This is a genomic window from Jiangella ureilytica (assembly GCF_004348545.1).
GTDB classification, from domain to species: domain Bacteria; phylum Actinomycetota; class Actinomycetes; order Jiangellales; family Jiangellaceae; genus Jiangella; species Jiangella ureilytica.
Map to the genome: position 1 here is coordinate 23,692 of NZ_SMKL01000049.1, position 21,346 is coordinate 45,037.

The window sequence follows — 21,346 nt, forward strand, 5'->3', positions numbered from 1 at the left end:
GTCGGTTCTGGATGACCGCCGATTCGATTGTGCAACCCCCACCTACCAGGCAGGATGGCACTCGTGAATGCCACGCGCCGGCGGGGCGGGGGCGTTGCGCTCTTCGTGATTGCGTTCACCTCCCTCCTCGCCTCGGCTCCGGCTGCGGCCGAGCCGCCGTTCAACGTGCCGGGAATGATCACGGACCGGGCCGGCGCCTTGTCCGGCGACGACGAGCAGCGCATCCAGCGGTCGTTCGACCGGCTGACCGACGAGTCGGGGCTGCAGATGTTCGTCGTCTACGTCGAGACCTTCGACGGCCTGGACGGCCAGACCTGGGCCGACGAGACCGCCACGGCCTCCGGCCTCGGCACCGACGACATCCTGCTTGCCGTCGCCCTCGAGGACCGCTCGTTCGGCATCTCGGTCACCGACGAGCTGGACCTGACCGACGACCAGCTCGACGACGTCCGGCAGAACGACATCCGGCCGGCGCTGAGCGACGAGGACTGGGCCGGCGCCGCCATCGCCGGCGCCGACGGGTACCGCGAGGCCGCCACCGGCTCCGGCGGCGGCTCGGCCACCCCGTGGGTGGTCGGCGGCATCGCGGTGGTCGGCGCAGGCGCCGCGGGCTGGTGGGTGCTGCGCCGTCGCGCGCGGGCCGGCCAGGCCGGTGCGGCCGGCCCGGACGGGCAGCCGGTCGACGAGCTGGCCGGGCTCTCGCTCGACGAGCTCGACAAGCGGGCCAGCCAGGCGCTGGTCGAGATCGACGATGCGCTCAAGACCTCCGAGCAGGAGCTCGGGTTCGCCCAGGCCCAGTTCGGCACCGAGGCGACCACGGAGTTCGGCGAGCTGCTCGCGGCGGCGACGACGAAGGTCGCCGAGGCGTTCACGCTGCGGCAGCGCCTCGACGACTCCGAGCCCGAGACCGAGCAGCAGGTCCGGGCGATGACCCGGCAGATCATCGTGACCTGCCGCGAGGTCAGCGACGCCCTCGACGCCCAGGCCGAGGCGTTCGACCAGTTGCGCGACCTGCACGCCCGCGTTCCCCAGGTGCTCGACGAGACCGCCCGGCGCGCCGCCGAGGTCGGGCAGCGGCTGCCCACCGCCCGTGCGCAGCTCGAGCAGCTCGCGCTCGGCTATCCGGTGGCGGCCCTGGCCTCGGTGAGCGGCAACCCCGACCACGCCGAGCGGCTGCTGACGGCCGCGCGCGAGGCGGTCGCGGCCGGTCAGGCCTCGGTGCAGGGCGACGACCGGTCAGCCGCCGTCGCCCAGGCCCGGGCCGCCGAGGACGCCGTCGCCCAGGCCGCCAAGCTGCTCGACGCCGTCGCCGGCGCGAAGGACGAGCTCGCGACCGCCGGCCGGCGCATCGGCACGGCCATCGAATCGGTCTCCCTCGACATCGCCGACGCCGACCGGCTCGCCCCGTCCGACCCCGCGATCGGCGCCGCCAGCGGTGTCGCGCAGCAGGCGGTGACCGCGGGGCGGTCCGTCACCGGCGGGCAGGGCGACCCGCTCGCCGTGCTCCGGCAGCTGGCCGAGGCCGAGACCGCGCTGGACGACCTGCTGGCTCCGGTGCGGGCGGCGGCCGACGAGGCCGAGCGCGCCCGCGCCGCCCTCGCTGAGACGCTGGGCCGGGTGGCGTCGCAAGTCCAGGCCATCGCCGACTTCATCGAGACCCGCCGCGGCGCCGTCGGCACCGAGGCCCGGACCCGGCTCTCCGAGGCGGCGCGGCACCTGGCGCAGGGCCAGTCGCTCGCGTCGTCGGACCCCGCGGCCGCACTCGACGCCGTCCGGCGGGCCGCCGAGCTGTCGCGGCAGGCCCAGAGGCTGGCCGAGCGCGACGTCCAGGAGTGGGAGCGGCAGCAGAGCGCCGCCCGCGGCGGGGGCGGCGACCTCACGTCGATGATCCTCGGCGGGATCCTCATCAACCAGATGGGCCGCGGCGGCGGCGTGTTCGGCGGCGGTGGCGGATTCGGCGGCGGTAGGCGCACGGGTGGAGGCTTCGGCGGCGGACGCCGGTCGCCGGGGAGCTTCGGAGGGGGCGGCACCCGTGGCCGCCGGGGAGGCGGTGGACGGTTCTGACCCTGCTCGATCCACATTCGGACTCGCGGCTCCACGGGGGCCAGGAGCAAAGGACGACACCCATGGCTGAGAAGCAATCGATCCTCGGACGCATCTCGCAGCTGGCGAAGGCCAACATCAACTCGCTGCTCGACCGCGCCGAAGACCCCGAGCTGATGCTGGACCAGATGGTCCGCGACTACACCGCCAACATCGCCGAGGCCGAGCAGGCCGTGGCGCAGACCATCGGCAACCTCCGGCTGGCCGAGCGGGACCACGCCGAGGACGTCCGGGCCGCCGGCGACTGGGGCAACAAGGCGCTCGCCGCCTCGCAGCGGGCCGACCAGCTCCGCGCCGCGGGCAACACCGTCGACGCCGACAAGTTCGACAACCTCGCCAAGGTCGCCATCGGCAAGCAGATGAGCTTCGAGAGCGAGGCGCGGACCGCCGAGCCCATGATCGCGTCGCAGCGCGAGGTGGTCGAGAAGCTCAAGGCCGGGCTGGCCGGCATGAAGGACAAGCTGTCCGACCTTCGCAACAAGCGCGACGAGCTGGTCGCGCGGGCCAAGAGCGCCCAGGCGCAGGCCCAGGTCCACGAGGCCGTGCGGTCCATCGACATCTTCGACCCGACGAGCGAGGTCTCGCGGTTCGAGGAGAAGGTGCGCCGCGAGGAGGCCAAGGTCGCCGGCGCCGCCGAGCTCGCCGCGTCGTCCATCGACGCGCAGTTCGAGGAGCTCGAGGACGCCTCGACCTCGGTCGAGATCGAGGCCCGGCTCGCCGAGCTCAAGGGCGCCGGCCAGGCGCCCGCCATCGGCAGCTGACGCCGTCAGTGCCCGTGATCATGTTCCCGTGGCGACCGCGAGGGAACATGATCACGGGGTTCGCGGCGTCGCGAGCGCAGCGGCGCGGACCAGCAAGCGGCCGCCGAAGGGGATGCCCGCCAGCCTAGCGCAACGATAAGTTGCACATGGGTCGCCGCCTGTGGCAGAGTGAGACGCAACATCTGGTTGCTTGTGAACCCTGGAGGACATCGATGAGCGGGTTGCTGCTCGAGGACAGGAACGCTGTGATCTACGGCGGTGGGGGCGCCATCGGCGGCGCCGTCGCGCGGGTGTTCGCCCGCGAGGGGGCGAGGGTCTTCCTCGCCGGACGGACGCCGGCCACGCTCGACGCCGTGGCACACGACATCGCCGGCGCGGGCGGGAAGGCCGAGACCGCGCAGGTCGACGTCTTCGATCAGCAGGCGGTCGAGGAGCACGCCGACGCGGTCGCGGCGACGGCCGGCGGCATCGACGTCGCCCTCAACGCCGTGAGCGTCATGCACGACCAGGGGACGCTGCTCGCCGACCTCTCGCTCGACGAGTTCATGCGGCCGATCGACGGCTTCCTGCGGACGCTGTTCATCACCAGCAAGGCGGTGGCGCGGCACATGGGCCGCGAGCGTCCCGGCGTCGTGCTGACCCTGTCCGAGCCGGGTGCCCGGCTCGCGGTGGGCGGCATCCTGGGGCACGGCGTCAGCGCGGCCGGCAAGGAGGCGTTCTCGCGGCTGCTGGCCGCGGAGCTCGCGCCACGCAACATCCGGGTGGTCGGCCTCCGCCCGCACGCGGTCGTCGACGCGCCGGCGGCGGGCTCCTACACCGCGGAGCTCTTCGCCCCGATGGCGGCGGCGGGCGGTCAGTCGGTCCAGCAGTTCCTCGAGGACGGGCTGGCGCAGGGCACGCTGCTCCGGCGGCTGCCGACGCTCGCCGAGATCGCCGAGACGGCCGCCTTCCTGGCATCGGACCGCGCCGGCGCCATGACCGGGACGGTCGCCAACCTGACCGCCGGGGCGCTCGTCGACTGATCCGGTCCCTGCCCCTACGCTCAGGAGGCATGAGGGCCGTCGTCCGTGACCGGTACGGCTCGCCCGACGTGCTGCGGGTCGAGGAACTGCCCGTACCGTCGCCGGGTCCCGGGCAGGTGCTGGTGAAGGTCGTCGCGACGTCGGTCAACCTGTCCGACTGGGAGGGGCTGGTCGGGCGCCCGGCCTATGCGCGGTTCAACGGGCCGCGCCGGCCGCGGCTGCGCGTCCTCGGCTCGGACATCGCCGGGCGGGTCGAGGCCGTCGGCCCCGGCGTCACCTCGTTCGGCCCGGGCGACGAGGTGTACGGCGACAACCTCGCCCTCATGGGCGGCTTCGCCGAGTACGCCGTGGCACCGGCCACAGCACTGGTGCGCAAGCCCGAGGGTCTGTCGTTCGCGCAGGCATCGGCGCTGCCCCAGTCGGGCGCCATCGCGGTCACCGGGACGGCGGTCGCCCGGCCGGGGCTGCGGATGCTGGTCAACGGCGCCGGCGGCGGCTCCGGATCGTTCGCGATCCCGCTCGCCAAGCGTGCCGGCGCGCACGTGACCGGCGTCGACAACGCCGGCAAGCTCGAGTTCATGCGCTCGCTCGGCGCCGACGAGGTGATCGACTACCGCGAGCACGACTTCACCCGCACGGGGCCCTACGACGCGATCCTCGACCTGGTCGCGCACCGATCGGTGTTCGCGTATCGGCGTGCCCTCGCCCGCGGCGGCCGGTACCGATGCGTGGGCGGGCCGGTGCGGACGCTGCTACGGGTCCTGACGGCCGGCGCCGTCGCCGGGTGGCTCACCGGCCGCCACCTGGGCGTCCTGGTGGTCCGGCAGGGACCGGCCACGTTCGAGCCACTGGCCCGGCAGTGTCTCGCCGGCGACGTCGCCATCCACATCGACCGCACCTTCGCGCTCGACGAGGTGCCCCAGGCGCTCGCCCACGTCGGCGAGGGCCGCGCGCTCGGCAAGGTCGTCGTCGAGATCGGCTGATGCCACGACACGGCCACGCCTGTTGCCCTGACGCGACGTCGTCCTCCGGCGCGACGTGGAACATCTCACGGTCCCCCCGTCAGAGCGAGACGTGCCGGTTGACGTCCTTGTAGAGGAGATAGCGGAACGGCCCGGGTCCGCCGGCGTAGCAGGCCTGCGGGCAGAAGGCCCGCAGCCACATGAAGTCGCCGGCCTCGACCTCGACCCAGTCCTCGTTGAGCAGGTAGACCGCCTTGCCCTCCAGGACATAGAGGCCGTGCTCCATCACGTGCGTCTCCGGGAACGGGATGGACGCGCCGGGCCGGAAGTTCACGATGTTGACGTGCATGTCGTGGCGCAGGTCCGCGACGTCGACGAATCGGGTCGTCGACCACGCGCCGCCGGTTCCGGGCATGTCGGCCGGGGTGACGTCCTGCTCGCGGGTGACGAAGGCGGGCGGCACCTCGAGACCCTCGACCCGCTGGTAGGCCTTGCGGATCCAGTGGAACGTCGCGGTCGCCCCGGTCTCGTTCGCGATCGTCCAGGAGGTACCGGGTGGGAGGAAGGCGTACGAGCCCGGCCCCAGCGCATGCTCACCGCCGTCGACGGTGAGGGTGAGGGAGCCGTCCACCACGAACAGCACGCCCTCCGCCTCCGGGTCGGGCTCCGTCCGGTCGGAGCCGCCCCCGGGGGAGACCTCGACGACGTACTGGCTGAACGTCTCGGCGAAGCCCGACAGCGGTCTGGCCAGCACCCAGAGGCGGGTGTTCACCCACCCGGGCAGGAACGACGCGGTGATGTCACTGAGCGTGCGGGCCGGGATGACGGCGTAGGCCTCGGTGAAGCGCGCGCGATCCGTGGTGAGTGCGGTCTGCGGCGGCAACCCGCCTCTCGGGACGTAGTAGTCGCTCACCGCTCGTGCCTCCTCAGCAGTCTCCCGTGCGGCATGTCACCGACCGGCCGGCCGCGCAGCCACGTCTCGCGGACCACCCCCGCCAGCCGGCGCCCGGCGTAGGCCGAGACCGGGTTGCGGTGGTGCAGCTTCGTGACGTCGACGACGAACTCCTCGCCGGGCGCGAAGCGCACCAGGTCCGCGTCGGCCCCGGCCGCGATGCGGCCTTTGTGGCGCAACCCGATCCGGTCCGCCGGCGCGGTGGCCATCCACCGCACCACGTCGACCAGTGCGTGGCCGCGGGCCCGGGCGGCCGTCCACACCGCAGGCAGCCCCAGCTGGACCGACGCGATCCCGCCCCACGCCACGCCGAAGTCACCGCCGCCTCGCGCCTTGAGGTCCGCGGTGCACGGCGAGTGGTCGGAGACGACGAAGTCGAGGTCTCCGGCGGCCAGCGCGGCCCAGAGCGCCTCGCGGTTGGCCGAATCGCGGATCGGCGGGCAGCACTTGAGCTCGGTGGCGCCGTCGGCGATGTGCTCGGCGTCGAAGGTCAGGTAGTGCGGGCACGTCTCGACGCTCACGTCGACGCCGGCCTCTCGGGCCTCGCGCAGGGCCGGCACGGCCCCGGCGCTGCTGAGGTGGACGATGTGGGCACGGCAGCCCGTCGCGCGGGCCTGCGCGATGACCAGCTCAATGGCGGCCGTCTCGGCCGCGTCGGGGCGGGAGGCGAGGAAGCCGGCGTAGTGCACGCCGTCGAGCGCGGTCTCGTCGAGCAGCCGGCCGTCCTCGGCGTGGACGATCATCAGCGCGCCCAGCCCGGCGCAGTCGCGCATCGCCAGCGCGAACTGCGCGGGCTCGAGGTGGCCGAACTCGTCGACCCCGGAGTCGAGGAGGAAGCACTTGAAGCCGAACACCCCGGCACGGTGCAGCGGCTCGAGGTCGGGCCGGTTGCCCGGCACGGCGCCCGCCCAGAAGCCCACGTCGACCCAGACCTGGCCCTCGGCCGCCCGCCGCTTGACCTCCAGCGCGGCGAGGGTGGTCGTGGGCGGGACGGAGTTCAGCGGCATGTCGACGATCGTCGTAACGCCACCCGCGGCGGCCGCACGGGTCGCCGTCGCGAATCCCTCCCACTCCGATCGGCCCGGCTCGTTGACGTGCACGTGGGTGTCGACCAGGCCGGGCAGCAGGACCTCGTCGTCCTCGAGCGTGACGGTCCGTGCGGCCGGCGGCGCGTCGTCGAACGTCGTGACGACGGCGATCCGGCCGCCCGCGACGCCCACGGCGGCGGGCACCTCGGCGCCGTCGACGACGGCCCGCCGGGCGCGGATCACGAGGTCGAGGTCAGCTGCCACGGTAGGTCGTGTAGCCGTAGGGGCTGAGCAGCAGCGGCACGTGGTAGTGCTCCTCGGCGTCGGCGACGGTGAAGACGACGACCACCTCCGGGTAGAAGGAGCCCGCCGTGGCGAAGCGGAGCACGTAGTCGCCGGCGTCCAGCCGGTCCGGGCCGAGCGCGGCGATCCTGCCGTCGGAGCTCGTCACGCCCTCGCCGAGAGGGTCGCCGGCGCGGGTCTCGAGGGTCACCCGGATGCCCTCGGCCGGCCGGCCGGCGGCGGTGTCGAGGACGTGCGTGGACAGTGTGCTCACAGCGACGCATCCAATCGCAGCAGCGCGATCTCGCGCAGGTTGTCGACGACCTCGGCCCGCTCGGCGCGGTCGTCGTTGTGCAGCCGCCGGTCGAGCTCGCCGAGGATCTCGTCGGCGTCGCGGCCGGCCGCGCGGATCAGGAAGACCCGGCCGAACCGCTGCTCGTAGGCCGCGTTGCCGGCGGCCAGCCGCTGTGCGGTGTCGCCGGCCGCCGGGTCGACACCGGACTGCTCGCTCTGGGACCGCGCGCCACCGCGCTCACCGATCCGCGGGTGGCTCGCCAGCGCCTGGTCGAGCTCCTCGTCGGTGAGCTCGCGGGCGGCGGAGTTCGCCGCCAGCAGCAGCGCCTGCCGGTCGGCGTACGGCTGGCCGGCCAGCACGTCGTCGGCCCAGCGCGGCACCGACAGGCAGCCGAGCAGCGTCTCTCGCGTCGTCGTCACGCCGGGCATCAGCAGAACCCCGGCACGGCCAGCCAGGCCTCGTCCGCCGCTGCCGCGCCGTCGCGAGTCACCTGCGCCTCGATCAGCCCGTACGGCCGGTCCGCGGCGACGAACACCTCGCCGTCGTTGCTGAGCCCATCGACGTCGAAGCCGCTGAAGTCGACCAGGTGGTGATGCACGTTGGGCGCCGAGAACCTGATCTCGGCGAGTCCCGGCTGCGCGTCGAGCACGGCGCTTCCCATGGCGTACAGCATCTCCTGCAGGGCGCGCGAGTAGGTGCCGGCGAAGGTCCGCAGGAGCGTCGCGGTGACGGCCTCGTGGGAGGCGTTCCAGTCGATGCCGCCGCCGTCGGCATCGGTGTGCCGCCACCTCGCCACGAGCGAGGTGGCGAGGACGCGGTCATCGGTCTCGGGCAGCGTCGTGAACTCGTCCTCGAGGAAGCCCTTGAACTCCGAGTCCGTCGAGTTGAGCAGCACGAGGTCCGAGATCCCCGACAGCACGTGCGTGGCGTCGTGCCCGACGGTCACCACGGCCGTGCGAACGGCGCCTCCCCGGCGGACGAACGAGTGGTCCCCGATGCGGTCCCAGCCGTACTCCTCGACCCGCACCTGCGCCGCATCGGCGGCAGGACACGCCTCGAGCAGTCGCGAGCCCAGCGCGAGCGCATAGTCCTCGGCCGAGGTGACGCCGTGCAGCTTCGCGTAGGCGAACGCGGTGTTCTTCTGCGTGTCGGTCGGCAGCACCGCGGCCTGGTCGCCGGTGATGTGCGCGTCGGCGAAGTCGCCACGCAGCGACGTCGACACGTTCAGGTCGCGGATCTCGTGCCGCGGCGTGTCCCGGACGATACGGACCACGCGGCACTCCGCCTTGCCGTACTGGTTGGCTCCCAGCCTGTGCGCCATCGGCTGCTCCTAGTGTCTCGGGTCGGCCAGCGAGTGGAGGGCATCGGTCCCGAGCGTGGTGCCGTCGACGACCTCGGCCTCGTCGACGGCACCGCAGTCGACGGCGCGCAGCAGGAACGCCGCCAGCGCCCTGGCCGTCGCGGGCTCGTCGGCGATGCCGCTCATCGTGTTCCGCGTGTAGTCCGCCAGCCGGGCCGTCGCGCGGGCGAGTCCCTGCCGGTAGAAGGCGTAGGTCGCGGCGTACCTCGTCGGAAGCTGACCCGGGTGCAGGTCCCAGCCCTGGTAGAAGCCCCGCTCCAGCGAGCGGCGGACGAGGCGGTGGTGGTTGGCCCAGGCGGCGCCGACGTCGTCGGCGCCGCCGACCGGAAGCAGGTTGGTCGAGCCGTCGGACAGGCGTACCCCGGTGCCCGCCGCGGCCGCCTGCATCACCAGCTTGGCGTGATCGGCCACCGGATGCTCCAGCGACTGCTGCCCGGCGGCGATCCCGCAGGACGCCGAGTAGTCGTAGGTGCCGTAGTGCAGTCCCGCCAGCCTGCGTCCGGCCGCCTGGATCATGCGCGCCACCAGCGCCGTCCCGTCGGGCCCGAGGATCGACTGCGGCGTCTCGACCTGCACCTCGAACGCCAGCGCTCCCCGGCCGAGGCCCAGCTCGGTCTCGAGCACGTCACAGGCATGGACCATCGCCTCGACCTGGTCGACGCTCGTCACCTTGGGCAGGGTCACGACCCAGTGGTCGAGCCCGGCTCCGGCGCCGGCTCCGGCTCCGGCGCCGGCTCCGGCTCCGGCGCCGGCTCCGGCCAGCGTGGCGACGTACGACGTCAGCGTCTTGATGCTGCGCGCCCGGGTCGGTGCCTCCAGGCTCTTGATCCGGATGCCTCCGAACGGCGCCGCCTCGCCCTTCGCCCTGCTCTCCGCCAGCGCCGTGGCGGATCGGACGACGTCGGCGTCCTCGTCGGCGTCGGTCCTGCCGGCGTACCCGTCCTCGAAGTCGACCCGGAGGTCCTCCACCGGTTCGGCGGCCAGCTTGTCACGCACGCGCGCCACCAGGTCGGGGTCGCGCACGATCGCCGCGAATCGGTCCGCGTGCTCGTCCAGCAGGTCCAGTGCCGCGGCGCCGTAGGCCGGGATCAGCCCGGCGGTGTGGCGGTGCGCCGGGACGTACACCGTGTGGACCGGCTGCCGGCCCGGCCTCTCCCCGGGGTACGCCCTGGCCAGCGCCGCGTCCGCCGCCGCCAGCCGCGCGTCGAGCTCACCGAGCAACGACGCCGCCAGCACCGCCGGGTCCGCGACCCCGGACGCCTCACCCTCCGGCATGGGCCCCCTCGCGCTCGATCGCCGCCAGCAGCGCGGCGGCGGCCGACACCGCGATGGCGGCCGGGTCCTTGCTGGTGGAGAGGCCCGCGAGGCCGATCGGCGTCTCCACCCGGTCCACGACCTCGGCGGGAAGTGACTCGAGGAGCCGCGACCGGAACCGCGCCCACTTCGCCGACGACCCGATGAGCCCGATCGCGCCGAGGTGATCGCAGCGCAGCGCGGCTTCGACGATCGCGAAGTCCTCGGCGTGGTCGTGCGTCAGCACCAGCACCCGGGCGCCGGCCGGCAGCTCGGCCAGGACGAGCTCGGGGATCACCGGGATGTGGTGGACGTGCACGGCCGCGACCGCGTCGCGCAGCGGTGCGAGGGCGGCCTCGGACAACGACTCCTCGCGCGAGTCGACCAGGTGCAGATCGAGGTCGTGCCGCGCCAGGATCCGGGCCAGCTCCAGCCCGACGTGGCCGATCCCGAAGATCGCGACGGCGGGCACGACGGGCAGCGGCTCCAGCAACACCGTCACCTCGCCACCGCAGCACTGGACGCCGTGCGGCGCCGGCGCCCGGTCGGACAGGCTCACCGTGTAGGACTCGGGGACGACGCCCCCGGCCGACAGCAGGGCGCGCGCCCGGGTGACCGCCTCGGCCTCCAGATTGCCGCCACCGATGGACGCCCAGCGCGACGATGCGGAGACGACCATCTTGGCGCCCGCCTCGCGCGGCGCGTGGCCGCGCACGTCGGTGATGGTCACGAGCACGCCGGGCTCCCGCGCCGCCCGGAGCCCGGCCATCCCCGCGAACCAGGTCGTCACGACGCCCTCCCGGCGGCGCGAGCTGCGCAGAGGGCCCAGTAGACCGCCTCCGGCGTCGCCGGCGAGGCGAGCTCGACCGAGTGCCCGGCCGGGCCGAACGCCGCGCACGCGTCGCGCAACGCCTCGCGGACGCTGAGCGCCAGCATCAGCGGCGGCTCGCCCACCGCCTTCGACCCGTAGACGACGCCGTCCTCGTGCGCCTCGTCCAGCAGGGCGACGTGGAACTGCTCGGGCAGCTCCGAGAACGACGGCAGCTTGTAGGTCGAGGCCGCCTGCGTGGTGAGCCGGCCACGGCCCGGCCCGTCGGACACGTCCCACCGCAGGTCCTCGAGGGTCAGCCAGCCGGCACCCTGGACGAAGCCGCCCTCGATCTGCCCGAGGTCGACCAGCGGGGACAGACTGTCGCCGACGTCATGGACGATGTCGACCCTTCGGGTGGTGTACGCCCCGGTGAACCCGTCGACCTCGACCTCGCTCACCGCGGCGCCGTAGGCGAAGTACTTGAACGGATGGCCGGACATCGCGGCGGCGTCCCAGCTCAGTCCCTCGGTCTTGTAGAAGCCGGCCGCCCAGAGCTGGACGCGCTCGCGGTACGCCGCCGCGACCAGCTCCTCCCACGACGGGTCTCGCAACTGGTCGCGGATCGGCTCCAACCGGCCCAGGATCTGTTCGCAGGCGTCTTTCACGGCGCCACCGTTCAGGTCGGCACTCGCCGACGCCGCAGTGGCGGACGTGTTCGGCACCTTGTCGGTGCGCGTCGGCGCCAGCCGGACCCGCTCCAGCGGTACCCGCAGCGCGGTCGCCGCGACCTGCAGCATCTTGGTGTGCAGGCCCTGGCCCATCTCGGTGCCACCATGGGTGACCAGCACCGAGCCGTCCTTGTAGACGTGCACCAGCGCGCCGGCCTGGTTGAACGCCGTGAGGTTGAACGAGATGCCGAACTTCACCGGCGTGATGGCGATGCCGCGCTTGCGGTGCCGCTCGCGCCCGTTCCACCGATCGATCTCGGCGCGCCGGGCCGCCAGCGACGAGGTGCCGGCCACCTGCTCCCAGGCCGCGAGCAGCCGCCCCGGGTGCCGGACCGGCTGACCGTACGGCGTGGCCTGCCCCTCGGCGTAGAAGTTCCGGCGGCGCAGCTCGGCGGGGTCGATGCCCAGCGCGGGCGCGCACCGGCCGATGATGTCCTCGATCACGAGCATCCCCTGCGGCCCGCCGAAGCCGCGGAACGCGGTCTGCGAGGTCTTGTGGGTCCGCGCGATCCGGCCGTGCACGGTGATGTCGGGGATCCAGTACGCGTTGTCGACGTGGCACATCGCCCGCGACAGCACCGGCTCGGACAGGTCGAGGCTCCAGCCGCCGTCGGACGTGAGCGTGGCCTCGAGCGCGGTGAACAGCCCGTCGGCGTCGAACCCCGCCGTCCACGCCGCGTGGAAGCCGTGCCGCTTGCCGGTCATCGTCATGTCCTGCGCCCGGGTCAGCCGCACCCGCACCGGCCGGCCGGTGAGGGTCGCGCCGAGCGCCGCCACGGCGGCGAGCCCGTGCGGCTGCATCTCCTTGCCGCCGAAGCCGCCGCCCATGCGCAGGCACTGGACCGTGACGGCGTGGCTCGGAACGCTGAGCACGTGCGCGACGATCTCTTGGGTCTCGGTCGGATGCTGGGTGCTCGACTGGACGAAGACCTGGCCGTTCTCGTCGACCAGCGCCAGCGAGCAGTGCGTCTCGAGATAGAAGTGCTCCTGCCCCGCGAACGACGTCACGCCCTCGAAGACGCGAGCCGCTCGCCCCATCCCGGCCGCGGAGTCGCCGCGGGCGAGGGTCGGGCGCGCTCCCTGGAAGCTCGCCGCCGCGATCGCCTCCTCGACGGTGAGCAGCGCGGGCAGCTCCGCGTAGGTCGCCCGGACAGCCGCCGCCCCCTGCCGTGCCGCCTCGAGGGACTCGCCGAGCACCCAGCAGATGGCGTGGCCGTGGTACATGACCTCGGTCGGGAACAGCGGCTCGTCGTGCTTGACGCCGGCGTCGTTGGTGCCGGGCACGTCCGCGTCGGTGAGCACGCGGACGACACCGGGCACGTCGTACGCCGCGGCGACGTCGAGGCCCGTGATCGTCGCGTGGGCGTGCGGCGCCTGCACCGGGTGCGCGTGCAGCACGTTGCTGGTGCGTCCGACCAGGTCGTCGGTGTAGAGCGCCTGGCCGGTGACGTGCAGGACCGCGCTCTCGTGGGGCAGCGGCGTCCCGACGACGGGGTCGTCCGGCCGCCGGCTGAGCGGGGTGCCCACAGGGCGGGCGATGGTCGTCATGGCGTCGCCTCCGCGAACAGCTTGCGGATCGACTGCCCGAGCATCGCCGACCGATAGGCGGCGCTCGCCCGCTGGTCCGAGATCGGCGTGCCCTCGGCCGCCAGTACCGCCGAGGCCGCGTCGACGGTCTCGGCGGTCCACGGGCGTCCCTCCAGTGCCGCCTCGGTCGCGAGCGCCCTGATCGGCATCGCGGCCACGCCGCCGAGCCCGATCCGCGCTCTGCGGACCACGCCGTCGACGAGGTCGAGTGCGTAGCCGACCGCCACCGAGGAGATGTCGTCGAACGGCCGTTTGGCGATCTTGTGGAACGCCGTCAGCCCGCTCACCGGCCGGGGCACGACCACCTCGGTGATCAGCTCGTCCGGACGGCGCGTCGACTCCCGGTAGCCGGTGAAGTAGTCCGCCAGCGGCAGTGTCCGCGACCCCTCGGCCGAGGCCAGCACCACGGAGGCCTCGAGGGCGAGCAGCCCCGGCGGCGCGTCGCCGATCGGCGAGCCGGTGCCGAGATTGCCGCCGAGCGTGGCGCTGTTGCGGATCAGCCGCGAACCGAACTGCGCGATCAGCGCGGACACCAGCGGGAGCCGCCCCGCCAGACGCCGGTCGATCTCCGTCAGGGTCAGGGCCGCGCCCATGCGCACCTCGGCATCGGTCACCGAGAAGCCCCGCAGCTCCGGCAGCCGATCCACCGCGATCACCAACCCGCCACGGCGGCCGCGCAGGTTCACGTCGACGCCCCAGTCCGTGCTGCCGGCGACGACGACGGCGCCCGCGTCCTCTCCGAGCAGGTACAGCGCCTCGGCCAGGCTCGCCGGCCGGACATAGGTCGCCTCGTCGCCGCGGAGCTCCGTGGCCATCGCCGCCGGCGCGGCCGCCGTGCGCCGCAGCCCGATGACGTCGTCGGCCGGCGGGAAGCCGAGCGCGAAGGCGGCGTCCTTGATGGGCCGGTAGCCCGTGCAGCGACACAGATTGCCGCTGATCGCATGCAGGTCGAAGCCGTTCGCCCCGTGGTATTGGTCGCGCGGGCCGCCGTCGCCGGCCGGCGCCCGATCGGCCCGGTAGTACTCCGCGCCCATGGAGCAGACGAAGCCGGGCGTGCAGTATCCGCACTGCGAGCCGCCGCGCGCCGCCAGCTCCTGCTGGACCGGGTGCAGCGCCCCCGGCGCACCGAGGCCTTCCGCGGTGACGACCTCTTGGCCGTCCAGCGCCGCCGCCGGCACGAGACAAGAGTTGATCGCCGTCCATTCGGCGGCCTCCGAGCCGTCGGCAGCGGGCCGTGCGACCATGACCGCACAGGCACCGCACTCGCCCTCGGCGCAGCCCTCCTTGGCACCGGTCAACCCCGCGGCGCGCAGGAAGTCGAGGACGTTGGTGTGTGGCGGGACGCCGGTCAGGTCGCGCGGCCGGCCGTTGACCACGATCTCGGCCATCCGCCACCTCCAGGACGTGTCGCTGCGTCCATCATTCGCCGCCGGGTCGTTGCGGGTCAACGAACCACGGCGTCGCCGTCGATCCACACCGCGGCGACGTCGGTGGCGGTGCCGAGGGTGAAGGTCTTGCCCAGTGCGTCCTCCGGGCCGGTCGCGTTGCGCAGTGCCACGTCGTAGGTCGAGCCCGGCGCCGGCCGGAGCCACTGCGCGTCGAAGCGCTGCCCGACGGAGAGATGGCCCACATCGGGCAGGTCGAGGGCGGCCGCCCCGGCCGCGGTCGCCAGGTGGAGCAGGTGGGCGGGGGTGAGCGCATACCCGGCGTCGCCGAGCTGTCGTTGGGTGAAGTACGCCTGCAGGCCCTCTTTCAGCAGCGAGAAGCCCGAGCCCGCGCCGACGTCGGAGCCCAGGGCCACCCTGACGCCGTGTCGGACGTGCCGGGCCAGTGGGAACAGCCCGCTCCCCAGACCCGCATTGCTCGTCGGGCAGTGCGCGATCGACGCGGTCCGCGCGGCGAGCGCCTCGAGCTCGTCGTCGCCCGGGTGGACGTTGTGCGCGAGCACGCTGCGCGGGCCGACGAGTCCGTGCCGATCGTAGGTGGCGACGTACGTGCTCAGGTGGAACAGGCTCGCCACCTTCTCGATCTCCTCGAGGTTCTCGTTGACGTGGGACGTGAAGAACGCGCCGGGAACGTCGTCGAGCACGGCCGCGCATGCCGCGAGGAGCGGGTCGCTGCAGGACAGGGAGAAGCGCGGCGTGACCGCGTACCGAGCCCGGCCGGTGCCGTGCCAGCGGCGGGCGAGCCCGGCGCTGTCCTCGTACGCCTTCTCCGGCGAGGTGAGCAGCTCCCGCGGCAGGTTGCGGTCGCTGACGACGAGACCGGCGGTCACGCGGAGCCCGGCCGTGGCGGCGGACTCGAAGAGCGCATCGACCGCGGCCGGGAAGTGTGCCCCGAAGACCATCGCGGCGGTGGTGCCAGCCGTCACGAGGCCGGACACGAAGTCCGCCGCCACCTGGGCGGCGTAGGCGGTGTCCGCCAGCCGCTCCTCCTCGGGCAGCGCGCGGCGCTCCAGCCAGTCGAGCAACGGCAGGCCGATCCCGCCGATGACGTGCACCTGCGGGAAGTGGACGTGCGTGTCGACGAACCCCGGGAGCAGCAGCCCACCGTCCAGCGAGACGACGCTCTCGTCCGGGTGCGCGGGGCGCAGGGCGGCGAACGGGCCGCGCGCCACGATGACGCCGTCGCGCACCACGAGGCCCTCGTCCGAGCACGAACGCAGCGTGCCTCCGGCGAACGGGTCGTCAGGGGTGTCGAGCACCGCCCCGCGGAAGATCGTCATGCGTCAACACCAGTCGTTCGACAGATGCCGGCCTACGGGCCGGCTCCTTGACATCACACATCAGTGAAGCACGGAGGTACGGCGATGAACGCGTCCGAATATTTGAACACGGTGGAACACGTTGGCCGACTGGGTGCATGGCAGCGATGCGTCCGTCCCGGTGCCGACCCGCCCGAACTGAACGCTGGCCGACCTCGTCGACCGTGTCGGCGCTGTGCAGCACTGGTCGGCTCTCGTCATCGTCGTCCGAGCCCGCGGGGAGGATCTGCCCGAGATCGTCCGAGGGCTCGGTGACTGGTGGCGACACCGATGGGCGACACCGATGGGCCCGTTCGACGCCTCACCCTCGCAGTCCGGGTGAGGTGGTCGCGGCACGACGAAGCGGCTGGTCAGAATCGCTTCTGACCAGCCGCCTCGGCCGTTCTGTGGAGCTGCCGGGAATCGAACCCGGGTCCTCCGACGCTTCTCCAGGGCTTCTCCGGGCGCAGCCTGTTATGCCTCTACTCGGCTCCGGTGATCACACAGGCGAGTTCACCGTGACGAGCCCAGCCACGTAAGTGTCCCTACCGGTCCCGTGACCGTACCGGTCGGTGAGTCTCCTTGATGATGCCGAACACCGGGGCGGAGACATCCCCGGGTCGACAGACTTCTTACTCTGCCTCAGGCGGCGAGAGTGAAGTCAGTGCGCTTAGCGTTGGCACTTGTAACGTTTGCCGCGAGCGTTAACGAGTTAACGCGGCCTCCTCGGCCCGCTTCCCCTGGTTCGACGCACAGAGTCGAAACCGCTCAGCCCCTCTGGAGTTGTCAATCCCTCGAGCGAACCCGATGGTCCGTCCAGGTTACCGTGTTCAACGCCTGGCAGGCGAGCGAGATTCCCGCAGCCCGGCTCCCGGCCGGGCGGCGACGACCAGTGTGGAGCCCGAACAGGTCCAGGTACGAACCGTTCGTACTCCCGAGCGAGGGCTACTTGCGGGTAACATGGGGTATGACGCCACCGACGAAGGAGGCGCGCATGACCAGCACGCAGCCCCAGCCCCGCACCCAGCACGTCGACGAGCGCGAGGCGAGGCGAGTCGCCGAGGCCGCACGCGAGACGCGGTGGGAGAAGCCGTCGTTCGCGAAGGAGCTCTACCTCGGCCGGTTCCGGCTCGACCTCATCCACCCGCATCCGTCGCAGTCGGCCGAGGACGAGGCGACGACGACGGCGTTCCTCGCCCGGCTGCGGAGCCTCTGCGAGGAGCTCGACGGCGCTGTCATCGAGCGCGAGGCGCGCATCCCGGACGAGTACGTGAAGGCGATGGCGCGGGCTGGCGTCTTCGGCATGAAGATCCCGCGCGAGTACGGCGGCGCCGGACTCACGCAGGTCGGCTACAACCGCGCCCTCATGCTGCTGGGCGGCGTGCACCCGTCCATCGGCGCGCTGGTGTCGGCGCACCAGTCCATCGGTGTGCCGGAGCCGGTGAAACTGTTCGGCACTGACGAGCAGAAGCGCGCCTTCCTCCCCCGCTGCGCCGCGGGCGCCATCAGCGCCTTCCTGCTCACCGAGCCCGACGTCGGCTCCGACCCGGCCCGGCTGGCCGCGGAAGCAGTCCCGACGGACGACGGTCGGTTCTACGAGCTCAGCGGCACCAAGCTGTGGACCACCAATGGCGTCATCGCGGAGCTGCTGGTCGTCATGGCCCGGGTCCCGAGGCACGACGGCGGCCGGGGCGGCGTGACGGCGTTCGTCGTCGAGGCCGACTCGCCCGGCATCACCGTCGAGCACCGCAACGCCTTCATGGGGCTCAAGGGCATCGAGAACGGCGTCACCCGGCTCGACCGCGTCCGTGTGCCCGCGGCGAACCGCATCGGCCGCGAGGGCGACGGTCTCAAGATCGCCCTGACGACGCTGAACACCGGCCGGCTGTCCATCCCGGCGCTGTGCGCGGCGGCGTCGAAGTGGTGCCTGAAGATCGCCCGCGAGTGGTCCGCCGAGCGGGTGCAGTGGGGTAGGCCGGTCGGCCGGCACGCCGCCGTCGCGCACAAGCTGTCCTACATCGCGGCGACGTCGTTCGCGCAGGAGGCGGTCCTCGACCTGTCGGCGCACCTGGCCGACGAAGGTCGGCGCGACATCCGCATCGAGGCGGCCATCGCGAAGCTGTGGTGCAGCGAGACGGCGTGGCAGGTCGCCGACGAGCTGGTGCAGATCCGCGGCGGTCGCGGCTACGAGACCGCCGAGTCGCTGCGGGCCCGCGGCGAGCGCGCCGTCCCCGCCGAGCAGATCCTCCGCGACCTGCGCATCAATCGCATCTTCGAGGGCTCGACCGAGATCATGCACCTGCTGATCGCCCGCGAGGCCGTCGACGCCCACCTGCAGGCCGCCGGCGACATCGTCGACCCCGAGGTGGCGCTGCCCGAGAAGGCGAAGGCCGCCGTCAGGGCGACCGGGTTCTACGCCAAGTGGCTGCCGCAGCTGGTCACCGGCGCCGGACAGCTGCCCACGTCGTACCAGGAGTTCGGCACGCTGGCGCCACACCTGCGCTACGTCGAGCGAGCGTCGCGGCGGCTGGCGCGGTCGACGTTCTACGCGATGGCCCGCTGGCAGGGGGCGCTGGAGAAGAAGCAGGGCTTCCTCGCCCGCGTCGTCGACATCGGCGCCGAGCTGTTCGCCATCGCCGCCTGCTGCGTGCGCGCCCGCATGCTGGCCGAGCAGGGCCAGCCGGGCGCCGGCCGGCTCGCCGACGCGTTCGCGCGGCAGTCGCGGTTGCGGGTCGAGCGGCTCTTCGACGCGCTCTGGCACAACAGCGACGGCTCCGACGAGGCGCTGGCGAAGGCCGTCCTGGCCGGCGAGCACACCTGGTTCGAGGCGGACATCCTGGACCAGAGCGAGGGCACCGGCCCCTGGATCGCGCCACCGCCCAGCGGCCCGCCGGCCGAGAACGTCGCCCGCCGCGTGCTCTGACCGGGCGACGCTCCTAGGGCTCCGGCTCGACCAGCGCCCGGGCGTACGCGGCCATCGAGCGCTGGTAGCGCGGCAGGTGCCGGGCCAGGGCGCCGACGGCGACGGAGACGGCCTCGCGCTCGCGGCCGGCGTCGGTGAGTGCCAGCGCGAGCACGGCCCGCAGGGCGTCGTCGAGGTGGTCCGAGCCGCGATCGAGCTCGGCCGTCAGCAGCTCGACGCCCTCCTGCGGCCGGCCGAGGTTGCGCACCGAGCTGGCCAGCTGGATCACCGCCCGGCGACGGCGCTCGCCCGGCAGCTCGCCGGTCAGGGCCTGCCGGTACAGCGGCTCGGCGAGATCGGGCCGGCCGGTCGAGTCGAACGCGGAGGCCCGCTCGAACGCCGCGACGGCGCTTCCCTCGGGCAGCTCGGCGGCGAGCCCGTCGATCAGCGCGACGAAGCTCACCTCGTCGTGGTCGTCGATCAGCGTCCAGGCCGCGGCGACCCGGCCTTCCCAGTCCTCGTCAGTGCTCACCCCGCCAGCCTCGCACGCCCCGGACGGCGGCTCAGCGCAGGGTCACCGAGCCGGAGTCGGGGACCAGCTCGATCCACACCCGGCCCGGCGGCACGTGCAGCGGCGCGCCGGCGGCGTCGGTGAGCAGCAGCGGCGCGCCCGGAGCGGCCTTCGACCACTGACCGTCGACCGCGGTGCCGGCGATGAGCAGCGTCGCGGCACCGGAGCCGGCCAGCACGGTCTCGGGGACGGGGTTGCCGGCCGGGTCCTCGTAGCCGGCGTCGCGGACCGCGACCCGCAGCACCAGGACCGTCGCCGGCCCGAAGACGTCGCCGGAGGCCGCGCGGTCGCCGTCGAGCACCCAGAGCCCGTCGTTCCAGGTCCAGCTCGAGGTGTGGGCGCCGGAGAACCGGACGTCCACCCCAGCCACGGACCGGCCGCCACCAGGAGCCGGGCCCCACGGCAGGTACGACCCGGCCGGCACCCCGGTGCCCGCGGGCACGCCGGCCAGCGCCTCGGCGGGGTCGAGCATGACGTTGTACGGCGCCTCGCGGTCGTGGTCGCGGGCGAGCCCGTTGCCGCCGCCGGTCAGCACCGTCACGCCGGCGTCGTCCAGGGCCCGCAGCACCCGCTCCGCGCCGCCCGACGCGACCAGCACGCCGCCGGCCGGCAGCGCGATGCCGGCATCGGTGGTCCGCACCGAGCGCACCGGCCCGGCCACCGGCGGCACGGCCGACTGGTACAGCGCCGCCAGCCGGGTCAGCCCTCCCTCGACCAGCTCCTCGACCACGAGGTCGGCGGCGGACAGGCCGAGCTGCGGCGCCGCCGCCCCGGTGTTGTCGATCTTCACGACCAGCGCCGGCCGGGCGGCGTCGGCCGCCGACGCCGCGGGCAGCCCGGTGAGCGGCCAGACCGGCGCGGGAGTCGGCGACGGCGTCACCGTGGCCGACGGCGTGGGCGGTGCGGTGGACGGCGACGGCGCCGGCGTGGCCGACCCTCCGCAGGCGGCGAGCAGCAGCACCGCCGCCAGACCGCAGGCTGCCGCCGTCGGGACCCGCCGGCGCAGGCTCACGCCGCGGTCAGCCGCGCCGCCGGGCGCGCGCCATGGCCCGCTCGGCCTCGCGCTTGGCCTCGCGCTCGGCGATGGTGTGCCGCTTGTCGTAGCTCTTCTTGCCCCGGGCCAGCGCCAGCTCGACCTTCGCGTAGCCGTCCTTGAAGTACAGCGACAACGGCACCAGTGTGAAGCCGGTCTCCTTGGTCTTGCCGATGAGCCGCTTGATCTCCTCTTTGCGCAGCAGCAGCTTGCGCGAGCGTCGCGGCGCGTGGTTGTTCCAGGTGCCGAGGTCGTACTCGGGGATGTGCACGTTGCGCAGCCAGACCTCGCCGTCGCGGACGTCGGCGAACCCGTCGACCAGCGACGCCTTGCCCGCCCGCAGCGCCTTCACCTCGGTGCCGGTGAGGACGATGCCGGCCTCGAAGGTGTCGTCGATGTGGTAGTCGTGGCGGGCCTTGCGGTTCTGGGCCACCAGGGTGCGTCCGCGCTCTCGTGCCATGCCCCAAGGATCGCATTTCCGGGGCCTCCGAGACGACTGCGTTTACCGCCCGAGGTAGTTCATCGGGTTCACGCGGTCGCCGCCCACGTAGAGCATGAAGTGCAGGTGGCAGGCGGTCGAGCTGCCGGTCGTGCCGGAGTACCCGATGATCTCCCCCTGCGAGACGCTCTCGCCGTCGCGTACCGCGAACCGGGACAGGTGGCTGTAGGTCGTCACCATGCGCCGATGGGCGACGGCGACCTGGTTGCCGTAGGCGCCCCGGTAGTAGGCCCACTCGACGGTGCCCGCGGCGGCCGCGCGGATCGGCGTTCCGCAGTAGGCGCGGAAGTCGGTGCCGTCGTGCAGCTTGTAGACCCCGGTGACCGGGTGGACGCGCATGCCGTAGGGCGAGGTCACGTACGGGTTCGCGGTGGGGAAGGCCAGCGTGACCGCGGAGCCGCCGCCACCGCCGCC

General features: G+C 73.3%; 19 protein-coding genes and 1 other RNA gene. 5 read left to right on the forward strand and 15 right to left on the reverse strand.

Annotation, left to right across the window (positions count from 1 at the left end):
* The first annotated feature begins 174 nt into the window (after window positions 1–174).
* From E1212_RS19885 to E1212_RS19900, 4 genes are all read left to right on the forward strand, one after another.
* A complete protein-coding gene (locus E1212_RS19885; protein ID WP_131985643.1) occupies window positions 175–2,064 on the forward strand; it encodes a TPM domain-containing protein in 1,890 nt (629 codons plus the stop codon).
* A gap of 62 nt (window positions 2,065–2,126) precedes the next feature.
* The gene (locus tag E1212_RS19890; RefSeq protein WP_131985645.1) at window positions 2,127–2,864 is read left to right on the forward strand and encodes a PspA/IM30 family protein; all 738 of its coding nucleotides are present in this window, start codon (window positions 2,127–2,129) and stop codon (window positions 2,862–2,864) included.
* A gap of 212 nt (window positions 2,865–3,076) precedes the next feature.
* The gene (locus E1212_RS19895; RefSeq protein ID WP_131985647.1) at window positions 3,077–3,886 is read left to right on the forward strand and encodes an SDR family NAD(P)-dependent oxidoreductase; all 810 of its coding nucleotides are present in this window, start codon (window positions 3,077–3,079) and stop codon (window positions 3,884–3,886) included.
* Window positions 3,887–3,915: 29 nt separating this feature from the next.
* Window positions 3,916–4,869 carry an NAD(P)-dependent alcohol dehydrogenase gene (locus tag E1212_RS19900; protein ID WP_131985649.1) on the forward strand — a complete coding sequence of 318 codons (954 nt, stop codon included), beginning with the start codon at window positions 3,916–3,918 and terminating at the stop codon, window positions 4,867–4,869.
* 79 nt (window positions 4,870–4,948) lie between these two features.
* Here the strand turns inward: E1212_RS19900 and E1212_RS19905 are convergent, their stop codons facing one another.
* The 11 genes from E1212_RS19905 to ssrA all read right to left on the reverse strand — a co-directional run bounded on the left by E1212_RS19905 (window position 4,949) and on the right by ssrA (window position 16,703).
* Window positions 4,949–5,761: a bifunctional allantoicase/(S)-ureidoglycine aminohydrolase gene (locus E1212_RS19905; RefSeq protein ID WP_131985651.1), complete on the reverse strand. Its 813-nt coding sequence runs from the start codon at window positions 5,759–5,761 to the stop codon at window positions 4,949–4,951.
* Complete coding sequence (allB, locus tag E1212_RS19910) at window positions 5,758–7,092, reverse strand: allantoinase AllB (RefSeq protein ID WP_131985653.1); 1,335 nt, start codon at window positions 7,090–7,092, stop codon at window positions 5,758–5,760. Before allB ends, E1212_RS19905 begins: the two co-directional genes overlap by 4 nt.
* Window positions 7,082–7,384 (reverse strand): hydroxyisourate hydrolase, encoded by a 303-nt coding sequence (gene uraH, locus E1212_RS19915; RefSeq protein WP_131985655.1) that lies wholly within the window; start codon window positions 7,382–7,384, stop codon window positions 7,082–7,084. Before uraH ends, allB begins: the two co-directional genes overlap by 11 nt.
* The gene (gene uraD, locus E1212_RS19920) at window positions 7,381–7,824 is read right to left on the reverse strand and encodes a 2-oxo-4-hydroxy-4-carboxy-5-ureidoimidazoline decarboxylase (protein ID WP_238992418.1); all 444 of its coding nucleotides are present in this window, start codon (window positions 7,822–7,824) and stop codon (window positions 7,381–7,383) included. The genes uraH and uraD overlap by 4 nt, the downstream gene beginning before the upstream one ends.
* Window positions 7,825–7,832: 8 nt before the next feature.
* Window positions 7,833–8,726, reverse strand: coding sequence for a factor-independent urate hydroxylase (gene pucL, locus E1212_RS19925; protein WP_131985659.1), 894 nt, complete (start codon window positions 8,724–8,726; stop codon window positions 7,833–7,835).
* A gap of 9 nt (window positions 8,727–8,735) precedes the next feature.
* Entirely contained in the window at window positions 8,736–10,040 is a 1,305-nt protein-coding gene (locus E1212_RS19930) for a DUF6986 family protein (RefSeq protein WP_131985661.1), read from the reverse strand.
* Window positions 10,027–10,827, reverse strand: coding sequence for a xanthine dehydrogenase accessory protein XdhC (gene xdhC, locus E1212_RS19935; RefSeq protein WP_131985681.1), 801 nt, complete (start codon window positions 10,825–10,827; stop codon window positions 10,027–10,029). The genes E1212_RS19930 and xdhC overlap by 14 nt, the downstream gene beginning before the upstream one ends.
* Before the next feature lie 17 nt (window positions 10,828–10,844).
* Complete coding sequence (gene xdhB / locus E1212_RS19940) at window positions 10,845–13,145, reverse strand: xanthine dehydrogenase molybdopterin binding subunit (protein ID WP_131985663.1); 2,301 nt, start codon at window positions 13,143–13,145, stop codon at window positions 10,845–10,847.
* Complete coding sequence (locus E1212_RS19945) at window positions 13,142–14,572, reverse strand: xanthine dehydrogenase small subunit (RefSeq protein ID WP_131985665.1); 1,431 nt, start codon at window positions 14,570–14,572, stop codon at window positions 13,142–13,144. Before E1212_RS19945 ends, xdhB begins: the two co-directional genes overlap by 4 nt.
* A 56-nt stretch (window positions 14,573–14,628) precedes the next feature.
* Complete coding sequence (locus tag E1212_RS19950) at window positions 14,629–15,909, reverse strand: guanine deaminase (protein ID WP_131985667.1); 1,281 nt, start codon at window positions 15,907–15,909, stop codon at window positions 14,629–14,631.
* Between the two features lie 423 nt (window positions 15,910–16,332).
* Window positions 16,333–16,703: a transfer-messenger RNA gene (ssrA, locus tag E1212_RS19955) on the reverse strand.
* Window positions 16,704–16,921: 218 nt separating this feature from the next.
* On the opposite strand from ssrA, the gene E1212_RS19960 reads away from it, so the two are divergent.
* Entirely contained in the window at window positions 16,922–18,850 is a 1,929-nt protein-coding gene (locus E1212_RS19960) for an acyl-CoA dehydrogenase family protein (protein ID WP_203417026.1), read from the forward strand.
* Between the two features lie 13 nt (window positions 18,851–18,863).
* Here the strand turns inward: E1212_RS19960 and E1212_RS19965 are convergent, their stop codons facing one another.
* The 4 genes from E1212_RS19965 to E1212_RS19980 all read right to left on the reverse strand — a co-directional run.
* Complete coding sequence (locus E1212_RS19965; protein ID WP_131985671.1) at window positions 18,864–19,361, reverse strand: tetratricopeptide repeat protein; 498 nt, start codon at window positions 19,359–19,361, stop codon at window positions 18,864–18,866.
* 31 nt (window positions 19,362–19,392) lie between these two features.
* A complete protein-coding gene (locus tag E1212_RS19970; RefSeq protein ID WP_131985673.1) occupies window positions 19,393–20,412 on the reverse strand; it encodes a DUF3048 domain-containing protein in 1,020 nt (339 codons plus the stop codon).
* 7 nt (window positions 20,413–20,419) lie between these two features.
* Window positions 20,420–20,893, reverse strand: a complete 474-nt coding sequence (smpB, locus tag E1212_RS19975) for an SsrA-binding protein SmpB (protein WP_131985675.1) — start codon at window positions 20,891–20,893, stop codon at window positions 20,420–20,422.
* A gap of 42 nt (window positions 20,894–20,935) precedes the next feature.
* The coding region (locus tag E1212_RS19980) for a M23 family metallopeptidase (protein WP_131985677.1) at window positions 20,936–21,346 on the reverse strand (411 nt) is incomplete at its 5' end.

What these genes read in the sequence shown, in the direction of transcription:
- E1212_RS19885 (WP_131985643.1), top strand. Translation starts at nt 175, where the DNA reads ATGATCACGGACCGGGCCGGCGCCTTGTCCGGCGACGACGAGCAGCGC.
- E1212_RS19890 (WP_131985645.1), top strand. Translation starts at nt 2,127, where the DNA reads ATGGCTGAGAAGCAATCGATCCTCGGACGCATCTCGCAGCTGGCGAAG.
- E1212_RS19895 (WP_131985647.1), top strand. Translation starts at nt 3,077, where the DNA reads ATGAGCGGGTTGCTGCTCGAGGACAGGAACGCTGTGATCTACGGCGGT.
- E1212_RS19900 (WP_131985649.1), top strand. Translation starts at nt 3,916, where the DNA reads ATGAGGGCCGTCGTCCGTGACCGGTACGGCTCGCCCGACGTGCTGCGG.
- pucL (WP_131985659.1), bottom strand. Translation starts at nt 8,726, where the DNA reads ATGGCGCACAGGCTGGGAGCCAACCAGTACGGCAAGGCGGAGTGCCGC.
- E1212_RS19930 (WP_131985661.1), bottom strand. Translation starts at nt 10,040, where the DNA reads ATGCCGGAGGGTGAGGCGTCCGGGGTCGCGGACCCGGCGGTGCTGGCG.
- xdhC (WP_131985681.1), bottom strand. Translation starts at nt 10,827, where the DNA reads ATGGCCGGGCTCCGGGCGGCGCGGGAGCCCGGCGTGCTCGTGACCATC.
- xdhB (WP_131985663.1), bottom strand. Translation starts at nt 13,145, where the DNA reads ATGACGACCATCGCCCGCCCTGTGGGCACCCCGCTCAGCCGGCGGCCG.
- E1212_RS19945 (WP_131985665.1), bottom strand. Translation starts at nt 14,572, where the DNA reads ATGGCCGAGATCGTGGTCAACGGCCGGCCGCGCGACCTGACCGGCGTC.
- E1212_RS19950 (WP_131985667.1), bottom strand. Translation starts at nt 15,909, where the DNA reads ATGACGATCTTCCGCGGGGCGGTGCTCGACACCCCTGACGACCCGTTC.
- E1212_RS19960 (WP_203417026.1), top strand. Translation starts at nt 16,922, where the DNA reads ATGACCAGCACGCAGCCCCAGCCCCGCACCCAGCACGTCGACGAGCGC.
- smpB (WP_131985675.1), bottom strand. Translation starts at nt 20,893, where the DNA reads ATGGCACGAGAGCGCGGACGCACCCTGGTGGCCCAGAACCGCAAGGCC.